General features: G+C 38.8%; 19 protein-coding genes and 1 other annotated feature. Of the genes, 2 read left to right on the forward strand and 17 right to left on the reverse strand.

The features are described 5' to 3' along the window. Positions 1-388 precede the first annotated feature (388 nt). The 3 genes from hmpA to proS form a co-directional block, all read right to left on the reverse strand. Positions 389-1,630 carry an NO-inducible flavohemoprotein gene (gene hmpA / locus ACIQAA_RS20010; RefSeq protein ID WP_402622694.1) on the reverse strand — a complete coding sequence of 414 codons (1,242 nt, stop codon included), beginning with the start codon at positions 1,628-1,630 and terminating at the stop codon, positions 389-391. A 207-nt stretch (positions 1,631-1,837) separates the two neighbouring features. Next, the gene (locus ACIQAA_RS20015; protein WP_402622697.1) at positions 1,838-2,419 is read right to left on the reverse strand and encodes a GNAT family N-acetyltransferase; all 582 of its coding nucleotides are present in this window, start codon (positions 2,417-2,419) and stop codon (positions 1,838-1,840) included. Positions 2,420-2,679: 260 nt separating this feature from the next. Continuing rightward, a complete protein-coding gene (gene proS, locus ACIQAA_RS20020) occupies positions 2,680-4,110 on the reverse strand; it encodes a proline--tRNA ligase (RefSeq protein WP_402622698.1) in 1,431 nt (476 codons plus the stop codon). 298 nt (positions 4,111-4,408) lie between these two features. Then, positions 4,409-4,627 (reverse strand) — a binding site (T-box leader). A gap of 354 nt (positions 4,628-4,981) precedes the next feature. Here proS and ACIQAA_RS20025 point away from each other — a divergent pair. After that, positions 4,982-5,731: a cupredoxin domain-containing protein gene (locus tag ACIQAA_RS20025; protein WP_402622701.1), complete on the forward strand. Its 750-nt coding sequence runs from the start codon at positions 4,982-4,984 to the stop codon at positions 5,729-5,731. A gap of 39 nt (positions 5,732-5,770) precedes the next feature. Here ACIQAA_RS20025 and ACIQAA_RS20030 read toward each other — a convergent pair whose 3' ends face one another. The 14 genes from ACIQAA_RS20030 to ACIQAA_RS20095 all read right to left on the reverse strand — a co-directional run bounded on the left by ACIQAA_RS20030 (position 5,771) and on the right by ACIQAA_RS20095 (position 21,231). After that, entirely contained in the window at positions 5,771-8,923 is a 3,153-nt protein-coding gene (locus ACIQAA_RS20030; protein WP_402622703.1) for an MMPL family transporter, read from the reverse strand. 3 nt (positions 8,924-8,926) lie between these two features. Further along, positions 8,927-9,388 (reverse strand): MarR family winged helix-turn-helix transcriptional regulator, encoded by a 462-nt coding sequence (locus ACIQAA_RS20035; protein WP_402622706.1) that lies wholly within the window; start codon positions 9,386-9,388, stop codon positions 8,927-8,929. A 159-nt stretch (positions 9,389-9,547) separates the two neighbouring features. Then, a complete protein-coding gene (gene clpP / locus ACIQAA_RS20040; RefSeq protein ID WP_402622708.1) occupies positions 9,548-10,132 on the reverse strand; it encodes an ATP-dependent Clp endopeptidase proteolytic subunit ClpP in 585 nt (194 codons plus the stop codon). A 30-nt stretch (positions 10,133-10,162) separates the two neighbouring features. Next, positions 10,163-10,885, reverse strand: coding sequence for a sigma-70 family RNA polymerase sigma factor (locus ACIQAA_RS20045; RefSeq protein WP_402622711.1), 723 nt, complete (start codon positions 10,883-10,885; stop codon positions 10,163-10,165). 133 nt (positions 10,886-11,018) lie between these two features. After that, positions 11,019-11,813 (reverse strand): serine hydrolase, encoded by a 795-nt coding sequence (locus tag ACIQAA_RS20050; RefSeq protein WP_402622714.1) that lies wholly within the window; start codon positions 11,811-11,813, stop codon positions 11,019-11,021. 2 nt (positions 11,814-11,815) lie between these two features. Next, positions 11,816-12,820, reverse strand: coding sequence for an ABC transporter ATP-binding protein (locus tag ACIQAA_RS20055; RefSeq protein ID WP_402622716.1), 1,005 nt, complete (start codon positions 12,818-12,820; stop codon positions 11,816-11,818). A gap of 1 nt (position 12,821) precedes the next feature. Further along, positions 12,822-13,733, reverse strand: a complete 912-nt coding sequence (locus tag ACIQAA_RS20060) for a C40 family peptidase (RefSeq protein WP_402622718.1) — start codon at positions 13,731-13,733, stop codon at positions 12,822-12,824. Further along, on the reverse strand, positions 13,726-14,826 hold the full coding sequence (locus ACIQAA_RS20065) for a mandelate racemase/muconate lactonizing enzyme family protein (RefSeq protein WP_402622720.1): 1,101 nt from the start codon (positions 14,824-14,826) through the stop codon (positions 13,726-13,728). The genes ACIQAA_RS20060 and ACIQAA_RS20065 overlap by 8 nt, the downstream gene beginning before the upstream one ends. Positions 14,827-14,839: 13 nt before the next feature. Further along, the gene (locus ACIQAA_RS20070) at positions 14,840-15,763 is read right to left on the reverse strand and encodes a S66 peptidase family protein (protein ID WP_402623007.1); all 924 of its coding nucleotides are present in this window, start codon (positions 15,761-15,763) and stop codon (positions 14,840-14,842) included. A gap of 79 nt (positions 15,764-15,842) precedes the next feature. Then, positions 15,843-17,474, reverse strand: coding sequence for a peptide ABC transporter substrate-binding protein (locus tag ACIQAA_RS20075; RefSeq protein ID WP_402622723.1), 1,632 nt, complete (start codon positions 17,472-17,474; stop codon positions 15,843-15,845). Between the two features lie 29 nt (positions 17,475-17,503). After that, positions 17,504-18,502, reverse strand: a complete 999-nt coding sequence (locus ACIQAA_RS20080) for an ABC transporter ATP-binding protein (RefSeq protein WP_402622726.1) — start codon at positions 18,500-18,502, stop codon at positions 17,504-17,506. A gap of 4 nt (positions 18,503-18,506) precedes the next feature. Next, positions 18,507-19,460: an ABC transporter permease gene (locus ACIQAA_RS20085; RefSeq protein ID WP_402622729.1), complete on the reverse strand. Its 954-nt coding sequence runs from the start codon at positions 19,458-19,460 to the stop codon at positions 18,507-18,509. After that, positions 19,461-20,393, reverse strand: coding sequence for an ABC transporter permease (locus ACIQAA_RS20090; protein WP_402622732.1), 933 nt, complete (start codon positions 20,391-20,393; stop codon positions 19,461-19,463). It abuts the gene before it with no gap. A 13-nt stretch (positions 20,394-20,406) separates the two neighbouring features. Next, positions 20,407-21,231 carry a M55 family metallopeptidase gene (locus tag ACIQAA_RS20095; protein ID WP_402622735.1) on the reverse strand — a complete coding sequence of 275 codons (825 nt, stop codon included), beginning with the start codon at positions 21,229-21,231 and terminating at the stop codon, positions 20,407-20,409. 302 nt (positions 21,232-21,533) lie between these two features. On the opposite strand from ACIQAA_RS20095, the gene ACIQAA_RS20100 reads away from it, so the two are divergent. After that, on the forward strand, positions 21,534-23,000 hold the full coding sequence (locus tag ACIQAA_RS20100) for a TerD family protein (protein WP_402622738.1): 1,467 nt from the start codon (positions 21,534-21,536) through the stop codon (positions 22,998-23,000). Positions 23,001-23,037 lie beyond the last annotated feature (37 nt).

Consider the following 23,037-nt stretch of genomic DNA (forward strand, 5'->3'; position numbering starts at 1 on the left):
CCACAAAAAGACCACCCTAAAAAGGATGGTCTTGATATAGAACTTCTCTTTAACTGGAACAGTTAACTTGCTTTTAACTTTTGCGATTTTTCATTTTTCTTATTAAGTTTCCAATATATAATTAAGCCGATTAAAGCGATACCAATAGAAACGAGGATATCTATAGGAATGCATGACCGTAGTAACAATAATATATCCGTTTCCGCCGATATCAATAATTTGTATAATTGGATATAACGGAACTTTGTATAAACTCTTATCCGTTGTTTTGTTTTTTGAAGTATGGTTATGCTTCCATGGGGCACAAAGGGAATTCAGCATATACATATATGAATCTATGAAAATAGCTTTATTTCAACGTTTAAATCCTATAAAGGATACCGATTTTCTAAACGGAAACCGGTTCTTTTTCCACACTTTCTTCAAGATTGCCTTTTGGTCCAAAAAATTCAAATCGAATTCTTTCTTCCTGAACTCCTAAATTCTTTAAATAAGTATTGATTGCTTTCATAAATGGTACAGGACCGCAGAAATAGAAGTCTGCATCCATGGTAGAAATGTTGTTAACTAACCATTCCTGTGTCACATATCCCTCAACATCGAAGGCATTGTTCATACGGTCTTCCTCTGTTGGTGAATCATAAAAGAAAAATGAGTTTACATGTTCGAGCGTGGTTAGGGCTACAACTTCATCTTTTAAAGCATGCACTTTACCATTTGCTGCGGCATGAATGAATGTTACGTTTCGTTGCGGCTGGAATTCAACCACTGTTTTTAACATACTCAACATTGGTGTTAACCCAACACCGCCGCTTATTAACACAACAGGTGTATTTTTTTCAGTATCCAGAACAAAATCTCCTGCTGGAGCACTAACCTTAAGGATCGATCCTTCATTTACGATGTCATGCAGGTAATTAGATACCATTCCATCTGGATGTGGAGTACCAGCTTCACGTTTTACACTAATACGGTAATACTCTTTACCCGGAGAATCTGACAAACTGTATTGACGGATATGAGTATATTCTTCACCATCGATTTCAAGTTTTATGCTGATATATTGCCCAGGAAGGAAATGAGCAATTTCTTGATTATCCACTGGTTTTAAAAAGAAGGAAGTAATAACATCGCTTTCCTTTACTTTACGGTCAACCACAAAGCTGCGGAAACCGTCCCATCCACCCTTTTGAGAAGAAGCTTGTTCGTACATTTCAGCTTCGACACTGATAAATGCATCTGCAATTACATTATAGGCCTTTCCCCATGCGTCAATGATTTCCTCACTAGCAGCGTCACCTAATACATCTTTAATAGCTAATAATAGGTGCTTTCCTACAATCGGGTAATGCTCGGCTTTAATTCCAAGACTTCTATGTTTATAAGCAATTTGTTTAACAACAGGAAGAATTGCTTCCAGATTATTTATATATTGAGCTGCCGCATAGACCGTTCCAGCAAGAGCTTTTTGTTGTCTTCCTTGTTTTTGATTTGCATGGTTAAAGATATTTAACAGTTCTGGATGATTACCAAACATCATTTGATAAAAACGAGTTGTAATGGTTTCACCATGTTTTTCTAATACAGGTACTGTTGATTTAATAATTTCGATTGTTCTTTGATCTAACAAAAGTATCACTCCTTATGTAGTTATCACTATTTATATAGGGATTTATGATAATTTACATAAGGAGTAAGTGATGCAAATCACACACGACTATTTTTGAATAATTCGAACCATAACATAAGTCCTTAAAGATTAGAAATCACAATCCAGGGAAAAAGCTGGGTATATAAATAAGGAGTACCTGTAGTAACAGGTACTCTTTTTAATGATTTACACTATTTTCGCAAAGATACATGTATCTCTTAATTCCTTGCCATCAACTGCGATACTATTATTTTTTAAAATACCTTCTAAAGTAAAGCCTAATCGTTCTGGTACTGCATGACTTTTGATATTTCGTGAATCACAGCGGATTTCTACACGCCTAGCATTCAGTTCTTTAATGGCAAATTCTGTGATGGCTTCGGAAGCTTCTGTAATATAACCCTTTCCAGAAAACCGAGTATCGATCCAATAGCCAATCTCAAACTTCGGCACAGCCCAGTCGATTCTATGCAATCCTGAAGAGGCAATAAATTCACCTGTCTCTTTATTAAAAACAAGTAATCTAAGATCCTCGCGAGCTAAAAATTTTACATAGGCATCACGGATATTGGCTTCTACATCCTGTTGGGTTTGATTATTATGAGCCCATGGCATCCACGGTTTTAGTTCATTTAATGAAGCCTGAATCGCGTCATATACCGCTTTTCCATCTCCAGGCATGGGATTTCTGATTAATAGTCTTTCTGAAGTAAACTCCTCTGGAAATTCTCTTAAAATTGGTTTCAACCCGTTTACCCCCTTAAACATCAGTCTTCATCATGATGACCGTTATTACTTTTCTTTTTCGACTTTGGGCTTCATAAGTCCTTCATGAGGATAATTTTTTCTTTCTGCCTTTGATTTTGGGCTTCATGAAGCCTCCATGAGGAGCACTTTTTCATATTCATTCTGATTTTGTGCTTCATGAACTCTTCTTGGTTGCCACTTTTTCATTTTGCTTTTGATTTCGGTCATCAAGTAGCCTTTAATAAAAAGACTCCTCCAAAAAGGAAGAGTCTCCATATTTATTAGTATGCTTTTGCCCAATAAACCATTTTGTCTGCTTCTTTCCCACAGCATACACAAGTTTCAGAAACCTGTTCTTGTTCAAATGGAATACATCTTGAAGTTGCCGTTGTTTCTTCTTTGATTTTCTCTTCACACGCAAGGTCTCCGCACCACATAGCTTTAATGAAGCCTGGTTTCGCTTCAAGCTTTTCCTTTAATTCTGGAAGCGTTACAGCTACAGATGTTCTTTCTTCACGGTGCGTCAAAGCTTTATTATATAAATTTGATTGAATATCATCGAGTAATTCAACAAGCTTGGTTTCTAATTGATCCAAAGGAACAAATACCTTTTCTAAAGTATCCCTTCTTACCAACACAACCTGCTTGTTTTCAATGTCCTTTGGTCCAACTTCTAAACGAACTGGAATCCCCTTCATTTCGTACTCATTGAATTTCCAGCCTGGCTTTTTATCGCTTGCATCGATATTTACACGAGCAACACCGGATAAAGACTTCTTCAAATCATAAGCGAAATCAAGAACTCCTTCTTTGTGCTGTGCGATTGGGACAATCATTACCTGAGTTGGTGCCGCTTTTGGAGGAATAACTAAACCACGGTCGTCGCCATGAACCATAATTAATGCCCCAATGATCCTTGTAGTAAAGCCCCATGATGTTTGGTGTACATACTGAAGCTTTCCTTCTTTATCGGTATATTGGATATTGAATGCTTCCGCAAAACCCGTTCCAAAGTGGTGAGACGTTCCGGATTGAAGGGCTTTACCATCATGCATTAAGCTTTCAATGGTAAAAGTAGCTTTTGCACCAGCAAATTTTTCTTTTTCCGTCTTCTGACCTTTTACTACTGGGATCGCTAGAATCTCTTCACAGATTGCAGCATAGACATTCAGCATTTTGATGGTTTCTTCCATCGCTTCTTCATCGGTCGCATGTGCAGTGTGACCTTCCTGCCATAAAAACTCTAATGTACGTAAGAATGGACGAGTCGTTTTTTCCCAGCGGACCACGTTAGCCCATTGATTATAAAGCTTCGGTAAATCCCTGTATGAATGGATGATATTGCTATAATGCTCGCAGAAAAGAACCTCTGAAGTTGGGCGGACGACTAAACGCTCAGCAAGTTCCTCAGAACCGCCGTGTGTAACCCATGCCACTTCAGGTGCAAAGCCTTCGACATGATCCTTTTCTTTTTGGAGCAAGCTTTCAGGGATAAATAATGGCATATAGACATTTTCATGTCCTGTTTCTTTGATACGGCGATCCAATTCATTTTTAATATTATCCCAAAGTGCATACCCATAAGGGCGGATGATCATCGATCCGCGTACACTTGAATAATCAATTAAGTCTGCTTTTGTTACAACATCGGTATACCACTGGGCGAAATCCTCGTCCATACTGGTAACATCTTTTACAAATTCCTTAGCCATGCTGACACCTCATTATTTTTTTAAATATGGCTGTGTTAAAATTGGCTGTTGATTACCGCTCCAGGCACTTCGCTTTCCGCGGGCGGTACGGGGAGCCTCCTCGGCGCTTAAGCGCCTGTGGGGTCTCCCCTGCCCCGTACTCCCGCAGGACATTGAATTACTCCTTGAATCCGCCCACGCACGAAGAAAATGCGATAGCATTTTCGAGGAGTCTTCGTGCCTTCCGCTCCAAACAACAGGGTATGAAATCAAAGAATTGCTTTAACACAGCCTTAAATATAAAAAGGCCTTGGCCCCAAAAAGGGACCAAGACCTGGCGATACCACCCTAAATTCATAAAGCGAATGCTTTATACTCTCGACATGATAACGGATTTTATCCGCATGTATCTTCAAAAACGAATCCGATACAGAACTCCGAGGCAGGTTCAAATGTCTGTCTTAAGAAACCTTCCACCAATGGTTTCCTCTCTTTGTAAGACACCTTACATTTTACTAATCCTCTTCACAGTTTCAAATAGTATTTTTGAAAAAATTATATATTTCAAATACGTAAATGTCAAATATTATTATGGAAAAATATTCTGATTACAATCCTGCACCGTTTTATTTTTTAATTACTTTTTTTCCCCTAAAGTTTTCATTAAACGTTCATAAACACCACTAAAAAGACAATCTTTATTCTTACTAATGCATTTATAATGTACGTATGTTGTTATTAATAGTTTAGAGGAGATTGTCAAATGTTTATATTATCGATTTTCACGATAGTTATGATGAGTTTATTTACTTGATATTCCATTTTCCTTTTACATCGGAAGAAAAATAAACTAGCCAAACTTTCAGGTACAATTGTCGTCATCGTCCTGACCATGATGGGAGGTCTTTTATCTGGATACATCAGCGGAATTCTGTCTGGAGAGTTATTTTTCCCTGTTGGTTTAGGTACCTTAATCGGTTTCGTCCTAGGTTTTATAGCAGGTCAGCCTGTTGGGATTTTGGCGATATTAAGCGGATCGGTTTCCGGTATCATTAGTGGAATTGTCGGTGCTCTATTAGGTGTAATACTTCAGTTTGATAACCCAACGATCATGCTTGGGATATTACTAGGCCTGTATGTTATTATTCTTGGTCTTGTTATTTTATTTATCATCGTTGATACAAACGGTAAGCTTTCACTTGATACGCAAGGAATTTCGCCCTTTAATATATTTTCAGCAGGATTAGTTCTGATTGCCTTATTTTTATTTCTATATAGCAGTGATCTTGTTAAGATTCCTGGTAATGCCGAAGCAGCTCAAACACAGGAGACTAATACTCCTCCAACAAAAACTGAACTTGATATTACGAGTGAAACTAACCCTAGAATAGACATGATGGTAACACCAACTGGCTATTCCCCTAATGTTATTAAAGTTAAAAAAGGAATACCAGTGGAATTAAACATTACAAATCCAGGTGATAATAGCTGTTTCTCAACCTTTATGATGCCGGATTTCAATTTAAATAATGTAAATCTAAAGGCAGGTACAACAAATTTAACCTTTACCCCTGACAAAGAAGGTGAATATACCTTTACCTGTGGGATGAATATGTTTAAAGGAACAATTATTGTCGAGTAGATGCAGAAAGCACGCTGAGTATCTCAGCGTGCTTCTGTCTTACATATGTGTTGAATGATCATTAACAACCGTATCGGTATTCTTTTTAAACGGCCAATAGTTTGCCTCGCCGAAGGTTTTGACCATGACTGGAACAAACAGCGGCAAAATCACAAGAGCATAGAGTGAAAGTCCAATTAAAAGTATGGCCGCAATTTGAAGTAATGATAAAACACCAGCCGGCATCATGGCAGCAAAAGTACCACCTAAAATGACAGCCGCAGAGATAATAACCGTTCCCATTTTCTTCATCGAGATGAGAATCGCTTGTTCTACTGGCATATGTTTAAATTCATTAAATCGGTCCATTAAGAAAATACTGTAGTCAATTCCGAGTGCGATTAAAATAACAAAGGCGAAAAACGGAACTGCCCAGCTAATTCCTGAATAGCCTAAAAGATTTACAAATAATACTTCTGCAAGTGCCATAGAAGTAAAATACGTTAAGATTAATGAACCTATCAAATATAAAGGCATAATGATGGAACGGAACAGAATGATTAAAATGATCGTAATTCCAATCAACATAAGCACTACTGTTCGAGAATAGTCCGCCTGTGAAATATTATCTAGGTCATGGTGCATACTTGATACACCGCCTACCGCTATTTCTGCATTTTCAAGCTTCGTATCCTTTACAATCCGCTCCACTGTTTCCTTAATTTCAGGGACTGTATGAAGAGCGTCATTCGAATATGGGTTCTTGTTAAAGACCACATCAATCGTCATCACTTTACGATCCTTTGACATATAGGTGTTTAATACCTGCTCAAAGTCTTTGCCATCAAGGACCTCCTGTGGAATAAAGAAACCATTTTGCTCTTGTTCCGATACTCCAACTAGATATTCCTGTGCAGACTCTAACCCATCAGATACTTGATTTAAACCATCCGCACTTTGCGTTAACCCATCTGTCAACTGAGTAATTTGACCGCTCATGTCCTTAAATCCTGATAAAATCTGCTGCTGTCCACTATTCAAACCATTTAGACCCTTTGAAAATTCAGGCAGACTATCGACTATTTGTCCTTGGCCATTCCCCATCGAATAAAGTCCTGATTCAATTTCTGTTAGACCTTTTAGAAGATCCTCCATTCCTTTCACAAGTGCTTCCTGACCAGCAATGGCTTCTGAGAATTTACCATTAGCCAGACTAATTCCTTCCTGAGCACCTTTTAATTCTGCGTTCAATTTATTCAGTGTTCCTGATAATTCTGCCGTTGCTACCTGAGACCCTTGGATGGTCATTTTAATAGCTTTATAGTTTTCATTATCCTTAATACCACTATATTCATTTTCTAAATTAGTAAAATATTGATTTGTTTCCACTAAGGACGCGTTTAAATCACTTAAGCCCTTTGCAACTTGTTCATAATTTCCTTGGAGTGCCTTTAAACCCTCCGCAGTCTGTTTGTACCCCTCAAGTAACAGTTTACTACCCGCCAAAACTTCGGCTGATTTAGTCTTGATAACCGCTAGACCTTCTTTTACTTGAGTGGTTCCAGCTGCACCTTGTTTTAATCCATCTTCAATTTTTGCAAGGTTTACTTGAATGGTTCCCATGCCTGTTTGAAGCTGGGTGGTTCCGGAAATCAATTGACTGATTCCATCTGCAGCTTCTTCCATTTTAGGCTGATTGGCTGCGAGCTGGCTGCCTGCATCGGCAAGACCGCTGCTGATCTGTTCAAGTCCGTCGTTCCCTTGACCCAGACCGTCCTCTAGGCTTTTTACTTGCTCTGAAATATATAAATCGTCAATCGTTTCACCAGTAGGCCGTGTAACCGAACGGACTGCGTCAACTCCATTGATTTTATTAAGCTCTTGGCTGATTTTCTCCGTCAGAGCAATGTATTCAGACGTATTCAGCTCGTCATCATTTTTAATGACAATTTGTGTCGGCATCGATTCACCAGGACCGAATCCATCAGCAATTATATTAAATCCTTGAATGGAATTGAACTCATCACCAATTTCTTCTAATGAGTTAAACGACAAATCTCCATCATACGTGAATAATGCTGGAACTGAAATGGCCGCTACAATGAGCAGCGCAATCAAAGGACGTGCTAAAGCAAAGCTGCCAACAAAGCCCCAAAATTTACTTTCACCATGTTCAAGCTTCCCCTTAGATGGCCAGAATAATTTCTTACCTAACACAGCCATAAAAAACGGAACAATGGTAAACAAACCTACTAGCAATAATGCTATACCAATCGCTACAGCAGCAGCTGACTGATAAAGTACGAAGGTTGAAAAACCAATCGAAGCAAAACCAATCATCACGGCTAATCCACTGAAGAACACCGTTTTTCCTGCATTACGATACGTAATAACGATTGACTCTACCACACTATCATTCTTAGACATTTCTTCTTTAAAACGACTAAGCAGCAGGATACAATAATCGGTTCCAATACCAAACAGTACAGCAACCAAGAATATCTGCGTAAAGGTGGATAATGGGAAATCCACTTTATCTACTAAAATAGCAACGATCGATTGAGCGGCTAAATAGCTGAATCCGACTGTTACTAATGGAATAATTGGTGCGATTGCTGATCTGAACACAAGCAATAGCACAATTAAAATAAACACAACGGTAATTCCTTCGGTCTTCTTAAGACCTTCTTGCGAATTCGTTACAAGATCCTCGGAAATTAGCCAGTTGCCTGTATAATAGTGGTCTAGTTCCACATTATCCAGTGCTTTATATAAGGATTTTGTAATGTCTTTCGCTTCCCGGTCATTAGCTGTTACATTTAAGGAAACAAGGATGGTTTTTCCGTCCTCAGATACAAGCTGTTCTTTCAATTCTTCTTGATTGAAATGAGTTAGGATAGAGGTAATACCCAATTCACTCTTATCTTTTTCCAGTTGTTTAATAGCTTTTTCTGCCTGTGAAAAGTCTTCTTCTGTTAACTTTTTTTCACTATGAAAGACTAATGCTGTTTGTAATTCATTCCCGCTATTTTCACTGGACTGGACATCGTTTAAAATCTCCTCAGCTAAAGTAGAAGAATAGCCTTCAGGAACGCTAATTTGCCCTTTCTCCCGGACCAGCTGTTCCATATTTGGTGCCGACATAAGGAGCACAGCAATAACTGCAATCCAGGCCATAAGGACAAACCATTTTCCTTTTATTATCGCTCTCACGTTTTACTCCCCCACTTCTTCCTTCTTCATGTTGGTTAATATCAGGGCTAATTTCTCATACGTATTAATAAAATTGGTAATTTCCGCTTCATCAAATTGGGTGATAAATGACTCTACTAAAAGATGCACCTTTTCCTGCGTTTTTTGGATCAGCTCTTTTCCTTTATCACTTAAGGTAAGATAAACAACTCTTCGGTCGTTTTCATCACGGTTTCTTTCAATCAAACCTCGGTCCGCTAACCGGTTGATGATAGCTGTAATCGCACTTTTATTGACTTCAAAGGCTTCTGCTAATTCCGACGACGTGCACTCCTTGGAATTCTGAATGTATCCGATAATATAGTGCTGATCAATCGTTAGATCTTCTTCTATCTGACTTTTGATTAAGGACTCTGCTTTCTTATTGACTTCAAAAGAAACGGACACATAGCGGTCGATTAGTTCCTGTATAATTTTTTTATCCATCGCCCATTTCTCACCTCACTTTTACTAAATAAAAATATAGTTAAACTGTTAAACTATTCACCTGTTTAACTATATGACATGTTACAAAACGTGTCAATAAAAAAAAGGCCAGCATTTTAAGCTAACCTTTTACCTATTATTTGCTTTATATTCTTTACTTTATTCTTTTGGATAAAGAATCTCGTCGATTATTCCATATTCTTTGGCTTCTTCTGCACTCATAAAGTAGTCACGATCTGTATCTTTGGCTACTTTTTCAACACTTTGGCCTGTTCTTTCGGCAATAATTTGATTAATATGTTCCCGTAACTTTAAGATACGTTTTGCAGAGATTTCTATTTCTGTTGCCTGCCCCCTGACACCTCCGAGCGGCTGATGAATCATGATTTCACTATTTGGCAATGCATATCGTTTTCCCTTCGTCCCAGCCAGCAGTAACATGGCACCAAATGATGCTGCCATTCCAGTACATATTGTCCTGACATCCGGCTTAATATATTGCATCGTATCAAAGATGGCGAATCCTGCTGAAGTAGAACCGCCCGGACTATTGATATAAAGTGATATTTCTTTATCGGGTGCGTCCGCTGCTAAAAATAATAATTGGGCAACCACACTATTCGCCACGTGATCATTAATTTCATCACCGATTATGATGATGCGATCTTTTAACAATCGTGAATAGATATCATAGGAACGTTCACCACGATTGGATTGTTCTATTACATAAGGAATTGTACTCATTCATTTGTCCTCCTTGAAAGCAGATATTGGCTACGCAGCCATACAGAGAGTGCTTGAAGGAGTGTACCTGTTATACGAACGTATTTCCCTTGTAACCATTTGTGGATTGTCAGCGACACTTTTTAATAATGGTATCGATTGAATGAGGATTGATGGATCTTGAATCTTTAGCGCTTGATAAAAAAGGTCTGCTAATAATTCTCGTTCTTCTTCATCCCAAAATAATTCAATAGGAAATGACTTCTCATCTTCTCTCACTTTTTCAAGTCTTTTCTTTGCTCGATATAAATTGGACTTTACCGCTTCTTCTGTCGTCCTGAGGATTGCGGCTATTTCTTTCGCTTGATATTGAAATGCCTCTTTCAACATAAAGATGATCGCTTGCTTTGGTGTAAAATGCTTCATCAGTAATTCAACGGAATACACTGTATCAATAGCTTGAATCTCTTCTCTCTGATTTACTATTGCATCATCTAATTCGATTATTTCCTTTTTTCTTTTTCGAACCTGATCAATCCAATGATGATATGCAATTTTATTTAATAAGGCTAAGGTGAATGATTGCTGATTAGTATAATATTTCATGGCTTTCAGATAAGCCTCTTGTGCAATATCATCAGCATCCCATTTATTTTGGGTAAGAAAGTGACAATATTGATATAGTTTTGGATAATACTCCAGCCATAAAGACTCCTCAGTCCTAGTTTCTTGCTGCAAGACTTCTGTGTTGTGCAAGCTCAGCTTGTTAGACATTTTGTTCACTCCTTTAACACTCTCTACCTAATAAACGTTCCAAGATGATCAAAAGATACGGGGTAAAAAAATTTTATTTTTATTATCATATACAAAAACTGACTCAGGATGTTCCCAAGTCAGTCTAATCCAATTAATTTCTTTCAGTTCTAACGAAATAATCAGAAATATGTTTCCCTATATTCCTGATGGTTTGTTTTGCCGGTTCTTGGTCATTAAGACGGTCCATTAAAACAGCACCATAACCTATTCTTCCCTGATAATCAAATATTGCACAATCGTGTTCGACATTTGACAATTCCCCGGTTTTATTAAAAACGATAATCTTATCTTCATCAACCAGTGCTGGGAGCTTTTCTCTGTATTGCTGGTGTTTTAACATATCTTTCGCAATATTTAGCCCATTGATTTTAAAATGTTCATTAAATTGATTCACTAATTTGAGGCAATGAATCATTTCTTCCGGATTTGTCTGGTTGTCCTTCCCTTGTTTTATTGCGGCAAAGTCCATCATTTTCCTATTAAGCTTCGTTTGTTCAAGACCCATTCCTTTAAATGTTGCGTTAATCGCCTCCATTCCCAATAAATCAATTAATATATTGGTTGCAGTATTATCTGATACGATGATCATCAAGGTCATTAAATCTTTAACTGATAGTGTTAATCCATTGGACAGCGCCTGTAAAACCCCTGATCCTCCTACTTTATTTTCGTGTGAAATCATAATCTGTTGCTGTATATCAATATCACCTTTATGATATGCAAGCAGGACGGATAGTAAAATCGGAATCTTAATAAGGCTTGCAGATTGAAAAACATCCTGGCTATTCAGGTGTATAGGTTTTGTGTCTTCAATTTCTATTGCTAAGCCAATGCGTCCTTGAAAACAGTTTAGTTCTTCTTGAATCTTCTCTTTTAATATCTCCATACCTACCTAGTAACCGCAACCTGTGAATAATCATGGTCGCCTGTTTTGTTTTTATCATATAAATGACACGCGATGAAATGACCTTCTTCCACTTCCTTCCAGATTGGTTTGTCAGAGGAGCAAACTTCCATCGCCATCGGGCATCGAGTTCGGAAAACGCAGCCGCTTGGTGGATTGATTGGGCTTGGCAACTCTCCCTTTAAAATAATCCGTTCACGCCGATCCTCAATATCTGGATCTGGAATCGGAATCGCAGACAGCAGTGCCTGGGTGTATGGATGCAGAGGTTTTTTATATAACTCACTGCTTTCTGTTAATTCAACTAATTGCCCTAAATACATAACCCCAATTCGGTCACTAATTTGTTTCACCATCGAGAGATCATGAGCGATAAATAAATATGTTAACCCTTTTTCTTTCTGAAGTCGTTTTAACAGATTCACCACTTGTGCCTGGACGGAAACATCAAGAGCAGAAATTGGTTCGTCGGCGATAATAAACTCCGGATCTAATGCCAGCGCACGGGCTATACCAATCCTTTGACGCTGCCCTCCGCTGAATTCATGCGGATAACGATCAGCATGATTGCGATTTAGCCCAACATCCTCTAGTAATTGATAGACTCGATTTAGCCGCTCTTGTTTATTTGGGAACAAGCCATGGACTTCCATGGGCTCTGATATAATTTCAGCTACTGTTGATCTTGGATTTAATGATGCATAAGGATCTTGAAAGATCATCTGCATTTGCCGGTGAAAGGTATGTCTTTCCTTAGAATTTAACGTATGAATGTTTTTTCCATTAAAAATAACTTCTCCTTCGGTTTGGTCATAGAGGCCGATTATCGTTCTTCCAGCTGTAGACTTTCCACAACCTGATTCACCAACAACCCCAAAGGTTTCCCCTTTATTAATATAGAAGGACACTCCATCCACTGCTTTTAAGATTTCATTTTTTCCTAAATGGAAATGTTTCTTCAAATTGTTTACTTGTAATAATTTCACCATACTATGCCTCCGACTTAACCCAATATCGCCTTGCTGCACAAAGTTCTCGTTCATAGATTGTTCCTGCTAATGGAATAATTTCAACTGTTTTTCCTGTATTGGGAGAATGGAGTAATTTTCCGTCACCATAATAAATTCCAACATGATGAATTCTGCCTTTTCCTTCTTCGTAAGCAAAAAAGAGCAAATCACCTGGTTGTATTTCTTCCAGTCTGATTTCCAGCCCAGCTTTTGCCTGATCGTGTGCATCCCGTGGTATGATATACCCATTTGCTTTACACATGGAATAGCTGAAACCTGAGCAATCATATCCGTAGCTGCTCATTCCACCCCATAAGTATGGAAGATTAAGAAATTTTTCTCCATCGGCAACAATGTCGGCCCCATTTCCCTTATAGCGATTGGCTAGCGATTTAGAAACGGTAACATGGTCTGAATTCAGCAAACCTGTTCCATTAGGAGTTTTTACTAGAACCTTCCCTTGACCTTCTTTTATTAGAGGCAGGATGGTTTGATAAGAGAGCTCTATATTTGATTCAATTAAAAATGTTTTAGGATGTTTGACAATAACAACGGGACCTTCTTTAATATTCCAGTCTAATGGACATTCTACCAATTGAGATGACGGAACCCAGCCAGGGTAGCCATTTTTATTTTTTGATGTTGGCTGATCCGGGACTATAACATGGACCCAATTCTCTTTCTCTTCGATTACGATGACTTCTTCACCATATAAAAGCTGAGTTTGTACTAGGTTTTGTTCGCACAATCCGAGTCGTGTTTCAAATGTTAACGCTTCTAACCATCGATTGATGTTGGCCGGGTTGCTTACTGCTGGCACATCCAATTCTCTTGCAGAGTTATAGGACGTCCAGACTGTAGCTACCGGGACGTTTACAAGTCGTTTATCCAACCGTAACCCCTCCTTCTATCGTTACATGCTTAATTCCGAGGCCAGGACAATCTGGTAGTGTGATGAATCTATTATTATAATGAATACCTCCATCAACAATATCCTTCGCCAGCATAAGTGGTGCATCAAAATCGAATCGAGTAATATTTTGTTTACTAGCCGAAAAATGAGCTGCAGCCGTTATCCCAAGTCGTGTTTCTATCATGCTTCCAACCATGCACTCTACTTCACACGTTTCAGCTAGCTGATTGATAATTTGAGCTTGATAGATTCCGCCCGCTTTCATCAGCTTAATATTAATTAAATCAGCGCTTCTTGTCTTTAAAACTTGGAATGCCTGCTTAGGTGTAAAAACACTTTCATCAGCCATAATCAGCGTTTCAACAGAATCGGTAACCTGTTTAAGCCCCTCTAAATCGTCCGCTTTCACTGGCTGTTCCACTAATTCGATTCGAAAATCACTATCCTCCATTTTACGAATGGTTCGAATCGCATCTTTTGCGGTCCAGCCTTGATTAGCATCCAGCCGTATTTTTATTGTATTGCCCACTCTTTTTCTAATCTCTTTAATTCTCTCTAAATCCTTGGAGATATCGTCTTTTCCAACCTTAACCTTTAAGACATTAAAGCCTTTTTGAATATAAGATACAGCATCGTCGCCCATTTCCTCAGGACTATTCACACTCACGGTAAAATCAGTCTCCAGCACTTTTTTATGCCCGCCAAGGAACTGATAAAGCGGAAGTCCGCAAAATCGGGACAAACAATCATACAAGGCCATATCGATTGCGGCTTTCGCACTTGTATTTCCTATCAAGGACGTTTTTAGCCCTTGAAAAATTAATTCATAGTTTAGAAGACTTTTATTTAATAAAAAAGGTTTAATGACCTGGAGGATTGCTGATTCAATACTTAACAGACTTTCACCTGTAATCACAACAGTTGGAGGTGCTTCTCCCCAGCCAGTAATTCCATTATCACAGGATACTTTCACAAAAATTGCTTCTGCTGTTGTTACTGTTCTTAATGCGGTTTTAAAAGGTTTGATGAGCGGAACGGCTGCACGAAACGTTTCAATTTCCTTAATAATCAAGATTTCCCCCCCTTTACACGATACCGCTTTCAACTATTAAACTTTTATCGTGCGTATTTAAAATAGCCTTTACTCCCAAAGGAATGGATATATGCGGATTACAATGTCCCATCATGAATCCTTGTATGGCCGGTTTACCTGTTGACAAAACATAATGGTTAATTACTTCCACTAGAGTTAAAGACAGTTCCCTTTTTGATGTACATTCACAAAAATCTCCAATAACGATGCCATTTACATCGTTTAGTTTCCCAGCCATTTTGAGTTGATTTAGCATCCGATCTACTGATCTTGGTTCTTCATTCACATCTTCAAGAAATAAAATTTTTCCTTTCGTATCGATTTCGAATGGAGTGCCGAGGGTGCTGACTATTAGGGATAAATTTCCGCCAACAAGTTCACCACTTGCAACACCCTCCACCAATGTTTCCAAAAGAGAAAAACGCTCTGAATAAATCACATCAGTTGGCTCAAATAATTGCTGAAAACCTTGTTTTGAGTATGTGTGAGTGTCCTCTTTACCGATATCCGACCCCAACATTGGTCCATGAAAGGTGTTCAGACCTGTTTCTTGCCTAATAGCAGTATGTAAAAAAGTAATATCACTATAACCCCAGAAAATTTTCGGGTTTGCTTTTATTAATTCGTAATCGATATTTGCTGCCAGTCTCGCAGTTCCATAGCCACCACATGCACAAAAAATAGCCTTGACTTCAGAATCGAGAAACATAGTATGTAGATCATCTAACCTTTCTAGATCGGATCCTGCTAAATAGCCATAGATTTTTTCAACACTCTTGCCAACCTTTACCCGCAATCCTAATCCCTTTAAAAACTCAATTCCTCTTTCGAGATTTTTTTGATTTGGCGGGCTAGCCGGAGCAATAACTCCAACTGTATCCCCTGTGTGCAGACGATTTGGTTTTAGTAAACTCATCAAAACACCCTTTCTCACTTTCTTTCCTTCTAGAATTTTAGGACAAAAGGGATGTTCAGCGAACATCCCTTTCCTTGATTTACTTTTTATCAGCGGACTTTAATTCTAAGTATCCAACTGGATGTCGAACGATTCCTGTTATACTTTCATTCTGTAAATATACTTGATTATAGAAGTGGATTGGAATGATTGGTGCTTCTTCAAAGAGAATCTTTTCGGCCTTATACATCAAGTCAAATCGTTTCTTTTCATCTGATTCATTTTTTGCATCCTTTACCAATTGGTCAAATTCTGCATTACTCCAGCCTGTACGGTTCATAGAATGTCCAGTTTGGAAGTTTTCGATAAAGTTGATTGGATCTGCATAGTCTGCAAGGAATGAGCTGCGAGACAGTTGGAATTTTAATGCTTTTTGATCTGTTGCAAATACATTTGATTCCATATTTGCAAGTTTTACATCAACACCTAAATTTTCTTTAAACATTTGCTGAAGGGCCTCAGCAATTTTCTTATGTGAATCTAGTGTGTTATAAGTTAATGTAACTTCAGGAAGAGTTGAATAGCCTTCTTCTTCCATTCCCTTTTTCAATAGCTCTTTCGCTTGTTCTACATTCGTTTTAAGTAAGTCACCATTTGTTTCACGGAAGTCCTTGCCTGATGCATCCTTAAAGCCGTAGGAAACAAAACCATAAGCAGGCTTTTCTTTATTTTTGGTAACTAATTCTACAATTTGCTTTTGGTCAACCGCCATCGCAAATGCTTTCCGGATATTAACATTCTGGAAAGGTTCCATTGTTACATTAAAACGATAGAAATACTCACCTGCTTGATCCTCTACTTTCACGTCGCCTTCTTTAAACAATGATTCAGCTAAATCTGCGGGAACGTCAGAGGTATCAAGTTCACCAGTCTTGAACATTTGATATTCCGTATTGGTATCGTCAACCATGGCCCAATGGATTTTATCCAATTTAACATTTTTGACATCCCAGTATTTGTCGTTCTTTATCATTGTGAAATCACTGTCATGGTTCCATTCTGATAATGCAAATGGTCCGTTACCAACGAAAGAATCTGCTTCTGAAAACCATTCTGGATTCGCCGCTGCTACTTTTTCATTGATCGGGAAAAATGCTGGATTTGCAATAACACTTAAGAAATAAGCCTGCGGACTTGTTAATGTAACTTCAAATGTTTTAGGATCTACTGCTTTTACTTTAACATCGTCGGCTGTTCCTTTTTCTGTATTAAAAGCTTCTCCACCTTCAATAAAATAACCTAAAAATGCTGCTCCAGACCCTGTTTTTGGATCTAAAAGCCGTTTCCAGGCAAATACAAAGTCACTCGCTGTTAAATCATCACCATTGGACCATTTTGCATCTTTACGAATGTGGAAAGTATAGGTTTTCCCATCCTCTGATACATCCCATTTTTCTGCAGTCGCTGCTTTTGGCTGGTGATTTTCGTCTAATCGGGTTAATCCTTCCATGATATTGTTTAAAGCATTCCATGATACTGCATCAAAACCGATTGGTGGATCAAAGGAGGTAGGCTCTTGTCCGTTATTAAGATAGAGGACTTTTTCCGTTTTTTCCTTAGAATCACCATTTCCATCATCCTTTGGCTCGCTTCCAGTATCACTATTTGCTGTACATGCGGCTAAAGCAAATAACAACATAAAAGAGACCAACATCGAAATAAATTTCTTCATCTTCTTCCCCCTAAATAAATGTTTTATATTTATACAAACGTTGAAACCAATTTTTTAGCGCGTTCGTCCTGCAGCCAGCAATCAACATGGTGAATGTTACTAAGGGAGGATTGAACCGGATAGACTCGTTCACACACTTCCATTGAATACTTACAGCGTGCAGCAAAGGCACAGCCTGCAGGTGGTGAAAATAAGTCAGGCGGTGTTCCTGGGATTGGGACCAGTTCAGCCTTTTCAATATCTAAGCGTGGTACAGATTGAAGCAGCCCAATGGTGTAAGGATGCTGAGGTCGATAAAAAATTTCCCTCCTGCTACCTATTTCCACAATCTTACCGGCATACATAACTGCCACTCGATCGGCAACTTGGGCAACTACCCCCAAATCATGCGTGATTAAAATAATCGAGACACCTGTTTTTTTCTGTATATCACGGAACAATTCCAAAATTTGTGCTTGTATCGTTACATCAAGAGCAGTAGTCGGTTCATCTGCAATTAACACGTCAGGACTGCACACGAGCGCCATTGCAATCACAATCCGCTGGCGCATCCCGCCGCTAAACTGATGAGGGTACTGTTTTAAACGTGCTTCAGGGCTAGGAATTCCAACAAGTTGGAGCATATCAACCGCAGCCTTTTTGGCCTCGGCCCTTGATATCTTTTCATGTTCCATGATTCCTTCCATAATTTGCTCACCAATGGTAAGTGTTGGATTTAACGCGGTCATTGGATCCTGAAAAATCATAGATATACTCGCACCGCGAATTTTCCGCAGATCAGGTTCTTTTAACTTGATTAAATCCATATTATTAAAAAGGATTTCTCCGCCAATGATTCTCCCTGGCGGATCAGGAATCAGTCTCATGATACTTTGGGAGGTTACACTTTTCCCACAGCCGGATTCCCCGACAATGGCGAGCGTTTCCCCTTTATGTAAATCAAAACTGACCCCTCGAACGGCCTGGACCTCACCTCCGTACGTGGAAAAGGACACTTGAAGGTCTTTAACCTGAAGAATTTTTTCCATGATGTTACCTCCTCAGCTTCGGATCAAGAGCATCCTGCAGCCCATCACCCAATACATTAAATGCAAACATAGTTAACGATATAAATAGAGTTGGGAAAAACAATCGCCACCAGTAACCTGATAGAATCGTAGACAAACCATCATTTGCCATGACTCCCCAGCTTGCATGCGGCGCTTGGATTCCAAGGCCTATAAAGCTTAAAAACGCTTCTGCAAATATGGCTGATGGAATTGTAAGAGTCATTTGGACAATGATTGGCCCCATGGTATTTGGTAAAAGATTTTTGCGAATAATCCTTCCTGTTTTCGTTCCAAACGTTTTGGATGCCAATACAAATTCATAGTTTTTTATTTGCAAGACTTGTCCCCGGACAATCCTCGCCATACCAACCCATCCCGTTATCGACAGCGCTAGGATGATCGTTGTTAAACCTGGTCCGATCACTACCATTACTAAAATAACAACAAGTAAATAAGGAAGACCATACAATAACTCCACGAACCTCATCATCAGATTATCGGTTTTTCCGCCTTTGTAACCTGCAATCCCTCCATAAACAACACCAATAATAAAGTCAATAAGCGCGGCAACTAAACCAACAAATAGAGAGATACGGGCACCGTAAGCTGTTCGTGTAAATACATCTCTTCCTAAATCATCTGTCCCAAACCAATATTCACTGGATGGCGGCAGATTTTGAGAGGTTAACTTTTGTGTTTCAACCGAGTGAGGTGAAATAATGGGACCAAAAATGGCGAATATTGCCAGCAATATCAAGAACGCCATCCCAGCCATTGCCAGTTTATTTTTTAAAAGCCGGTACCACGAATCTTTCCAATACGACAAGCTAGGTCTTACGACAGCTTCTGCTTCTGATTGATTTTGTACCTTAGGGACAAACCATTCATCAGGAATATCAGGCGAAATATTCCGTTCTTCCTGTTTACGCATTTCCATTTACTTCGCCTCCCTTTTGTGGAGTTTGATTCTAGGGTCTAATACTCCGTATGCGAGATCGACTAAAAAAAGCATGAGAATCAAAATCGCACTATAAAAAACGGTGGTCCCCATTATGACGGGAAAATCACGGTTATTGATACTATCAACAAAATATTTTCCCATTCCCGGAATCGCAAAGATTTTCTCAATTACAAACGTCCCAGTTAATATACTTGCTGCTAATGAACCTAAGACCGTTACAACTGGGAGAAGAGCATTTCTTAAAGCATGTTTAAAAACAATTTTAATGGGTGATAATCCTTTGGCTTTTGCAGTCCTTATATAATCCTGTGTTAGAACCTCAAGCATACTTGAACGAGTTAACCTCGCTATAATCGCCATTGGACCTGTTGCCAAAGCTAGAATTGGAAGCACCATATGTTTTGGGCTACTCCAGGTTGCAACCGGAAAAATCGGAAAATTAACCGCCAATTGTTCAATTAAAAATGTTGCCATAACAAAGTTTGGAATCGATATCCCTAGGACAGCAATACTCATCGAAAGATAATCGACCACTCCATTATGACGAAGTGCGGCAATAATCCCGAGCGTAATTCCAGAAATAATCGCGAGAATAAGGGTATAAAATCCAAGTTCAAAACTAACTGGAAATCCTCTTCCCAGCATTTCATTGACAGTTTGTGATGATTTTTTTATAGATGGACCAAGGTCTAGGTGCAGTAGCGCAGATAAGTAGTTTCCATATTGGACTAAGAGAGGTTCGTCTAGATGATAATAAGCTTCGAGGTTTTTTTGAATGGCTTCGTTGGTTGTTCTTTCTTCATTAAAAGGTGATCCAGGTACCGAGTGCATTAAGAAGAATGTCCCCGTTATGATGAGCCAAAGAGTAATGATCATGGCTATAAATCGTTTAATAAAATATGTATTCATGCTTTGTCCTTTCCTAACAGAATGTAGTTCTCATCGCTAATTCAGTCATGACAAGCATTGCTTGATACGCTTCCAATATATTTTTAGCCTGATAACGGACAATCGTTGTTCCAGGAACGATTTCTGTTCCCGGCATTAAATTGGCCCACTCTGCTTGTCCATAATTAGCAAATTCAATTCCAAGCAAAGGTCGGTCAGGGGGCGTAAGTGGCTTTACAGTTTCTTTATTTCTTAATGCAAAAGCTGTTTTTTCGCGGAGAAGTTGTCCTGCCTTTACAGGTGTTAAGGATTTTGCAGCGGATCGTGAAATCGACTCTTTTACGATAGCGGTTGTAATATAAGGAATAAGCTTTTCGGCCTCATTTGCCGCGCAATCATCACCTGCTACCATTAACACCGGTACATCAAAATATCCGGCAACATAGGCATTAAACCCTAATTCTCCAACCGCGACATCATTAATGTACATATTCCGGACTCCAAAAATCATTGAATGAGACATTACTCCTTTCAAAGAAGCACGGGCATGATAGCCAACAAAGATGGCCCCATCAAAAGATTCATCCAATCCTTGAACCATCGAAAAAGGCTTTACGTCACCCGTAATAAGTTGTGTTTCAGGATGCAGCCTTTCGATTAACAGGTTATTCATTTTTGAGTGGCTGTCGTTTACAATTACCTCCTGCCATTTTTGCTCAAAAGCTGTCGTTACAACATGGTTCGCCTCATCTGTCATGATGATTCGGCTCCGTTCATAATTATGCTTGTTGGAATCGACATGGGTATGGTCAACCAGACCAGTTATTCCTTCCATATCTACGGATACATATAACTTCATCTTAAACCTCCTAATCTTAAATACTTAATTTTCTTAAAATTATAAATTATTATTCTATTTTTTTCAAATTATTTTTAAAATATTATTTCAAAATGTTCTTACCGAAGAAAACGATCATAATCTAGGTTTATGTTGCAGGGCTTAAAATAAATAAGGAATCAAATATGATTAATTTGAAACCTTATCATCCCTTACCTCGTAGTGTTATAGTAAGTGAAAGAATTGAAAGTTATTCATTTTTCTACATAATTAGATTTATAAATGAATATAGGAATACTAAACATGATAAGGAGTGGAACGAATTGGGAGTTACACTTAGTAAAGGACAAAAAGTTGATTTAACAAAGTCACATCCTGGTCTGCAAAATGTGGTCGTTGGTTTAGGATGGGATATTGCACATAATGGTTCTAACTTTGATTTAGATGCCTCCACCTTTTTATTAGGAGCTTCTGGAAAGGTTCAAAGCGACCAGGATTTTATTTTTTATAATAATCCATCTGGCGGTAATGGCTCGATTAATTACAGCGGAGATAACCGAAGCGGCGCTGGCGAACGGGATGATGAACAAATCCGAATTAATTTACAAAGAGTACCAAGCCATATCCATCGAATTGCATTCACCATTACGATTCATGACGCTCAAATGAAACAACAGAATTTTGGACAAATCTCTAATTCATACGTGCGCATTTTTAATGAACAAACCAGTGAGGAATTGCTTCGTTTTAACCTTGGCAGAGATTTTACTGTTGAAACGGCCATTGTTGCAGCCGAACTCTACCGCCATAACGGAGAATGGAAATTTAATGCGATTGCGAGCGGGTTTCAAGGTGGACTAGCTGCCTTATGCCGCAATTTCGGAGTAAGTGTAGATGACGCGGCACCAGCAAACACACCACCCATTCAGCAAAATTTATTTAACAACAATCAAAATCAATTTAACAATGAGAACCAATACAATAACCAAAATTCATACAATCAAACTCAATTTAACAATCAAAATCCATACAGTTCTAACACATATCAGCAAAACCAACAGTCGCAGCGAATCCATTTACAGCCGGAATCATCCTATTCACAGCCAGCTTTTGGATATCCAACACAAACCTCACACTCAAGCACCAGTCGTACATATGGGGACGATATTCATTGTCCGCGCTGTAATTCATCAAATGTTCGAACAGGACAAAAGGGATTTGGTTTGGGTAAAGCGGCGATTGGCGGTTTAATTCTTGGTCCTGTCGGATTGCTTGGCGGATTTATCGGAAAAAATCAGCTAAAATTCACTTGTAACAGCTGCGGCAATTCATGGTCTCCAAATCAAAAGGACTATGCGGAATGGGCGAATCAATCCAAACGAAAAGCACAGGAATTGTTTAATCGTTACAAGAGTCAGGACGTATTAGAAGCAGTCGTAGCCGCCTGCGCATTGGTTTCTATGGCTGACGGATATTTGGATGCAGCAGAACGACAAAAAATGGTTGAATTTATTCATTCCAGCGAAGAGTTACGCGTTTTTGACAGTAATAAAGTCCTTCAGAGGTTTAATTACTTTGTATCCCGGATTGAAGCTGATCGTATGATTGGGAGAGCAGAAGCTTTCCGTGCACTTGGAAAAATTAGATCCAAACCAGAAATTGCCCGTTTAGTGGCTCGTTACTGTATTGCGATTGGCTATGCAGACGGCAATTTTGACCACAATGAAATGCAAATGGTCAGCGATATTTGCCGCGAACTCGGCTTAAATCCTGGTGAGTTTCTTTCATAATAAGGTAAAAACCTCAATCCGCTCATTTGGATTGAGG

Source organism: Neobacillus sp. NPDC093182 (genome assembly GCF_044754045.1).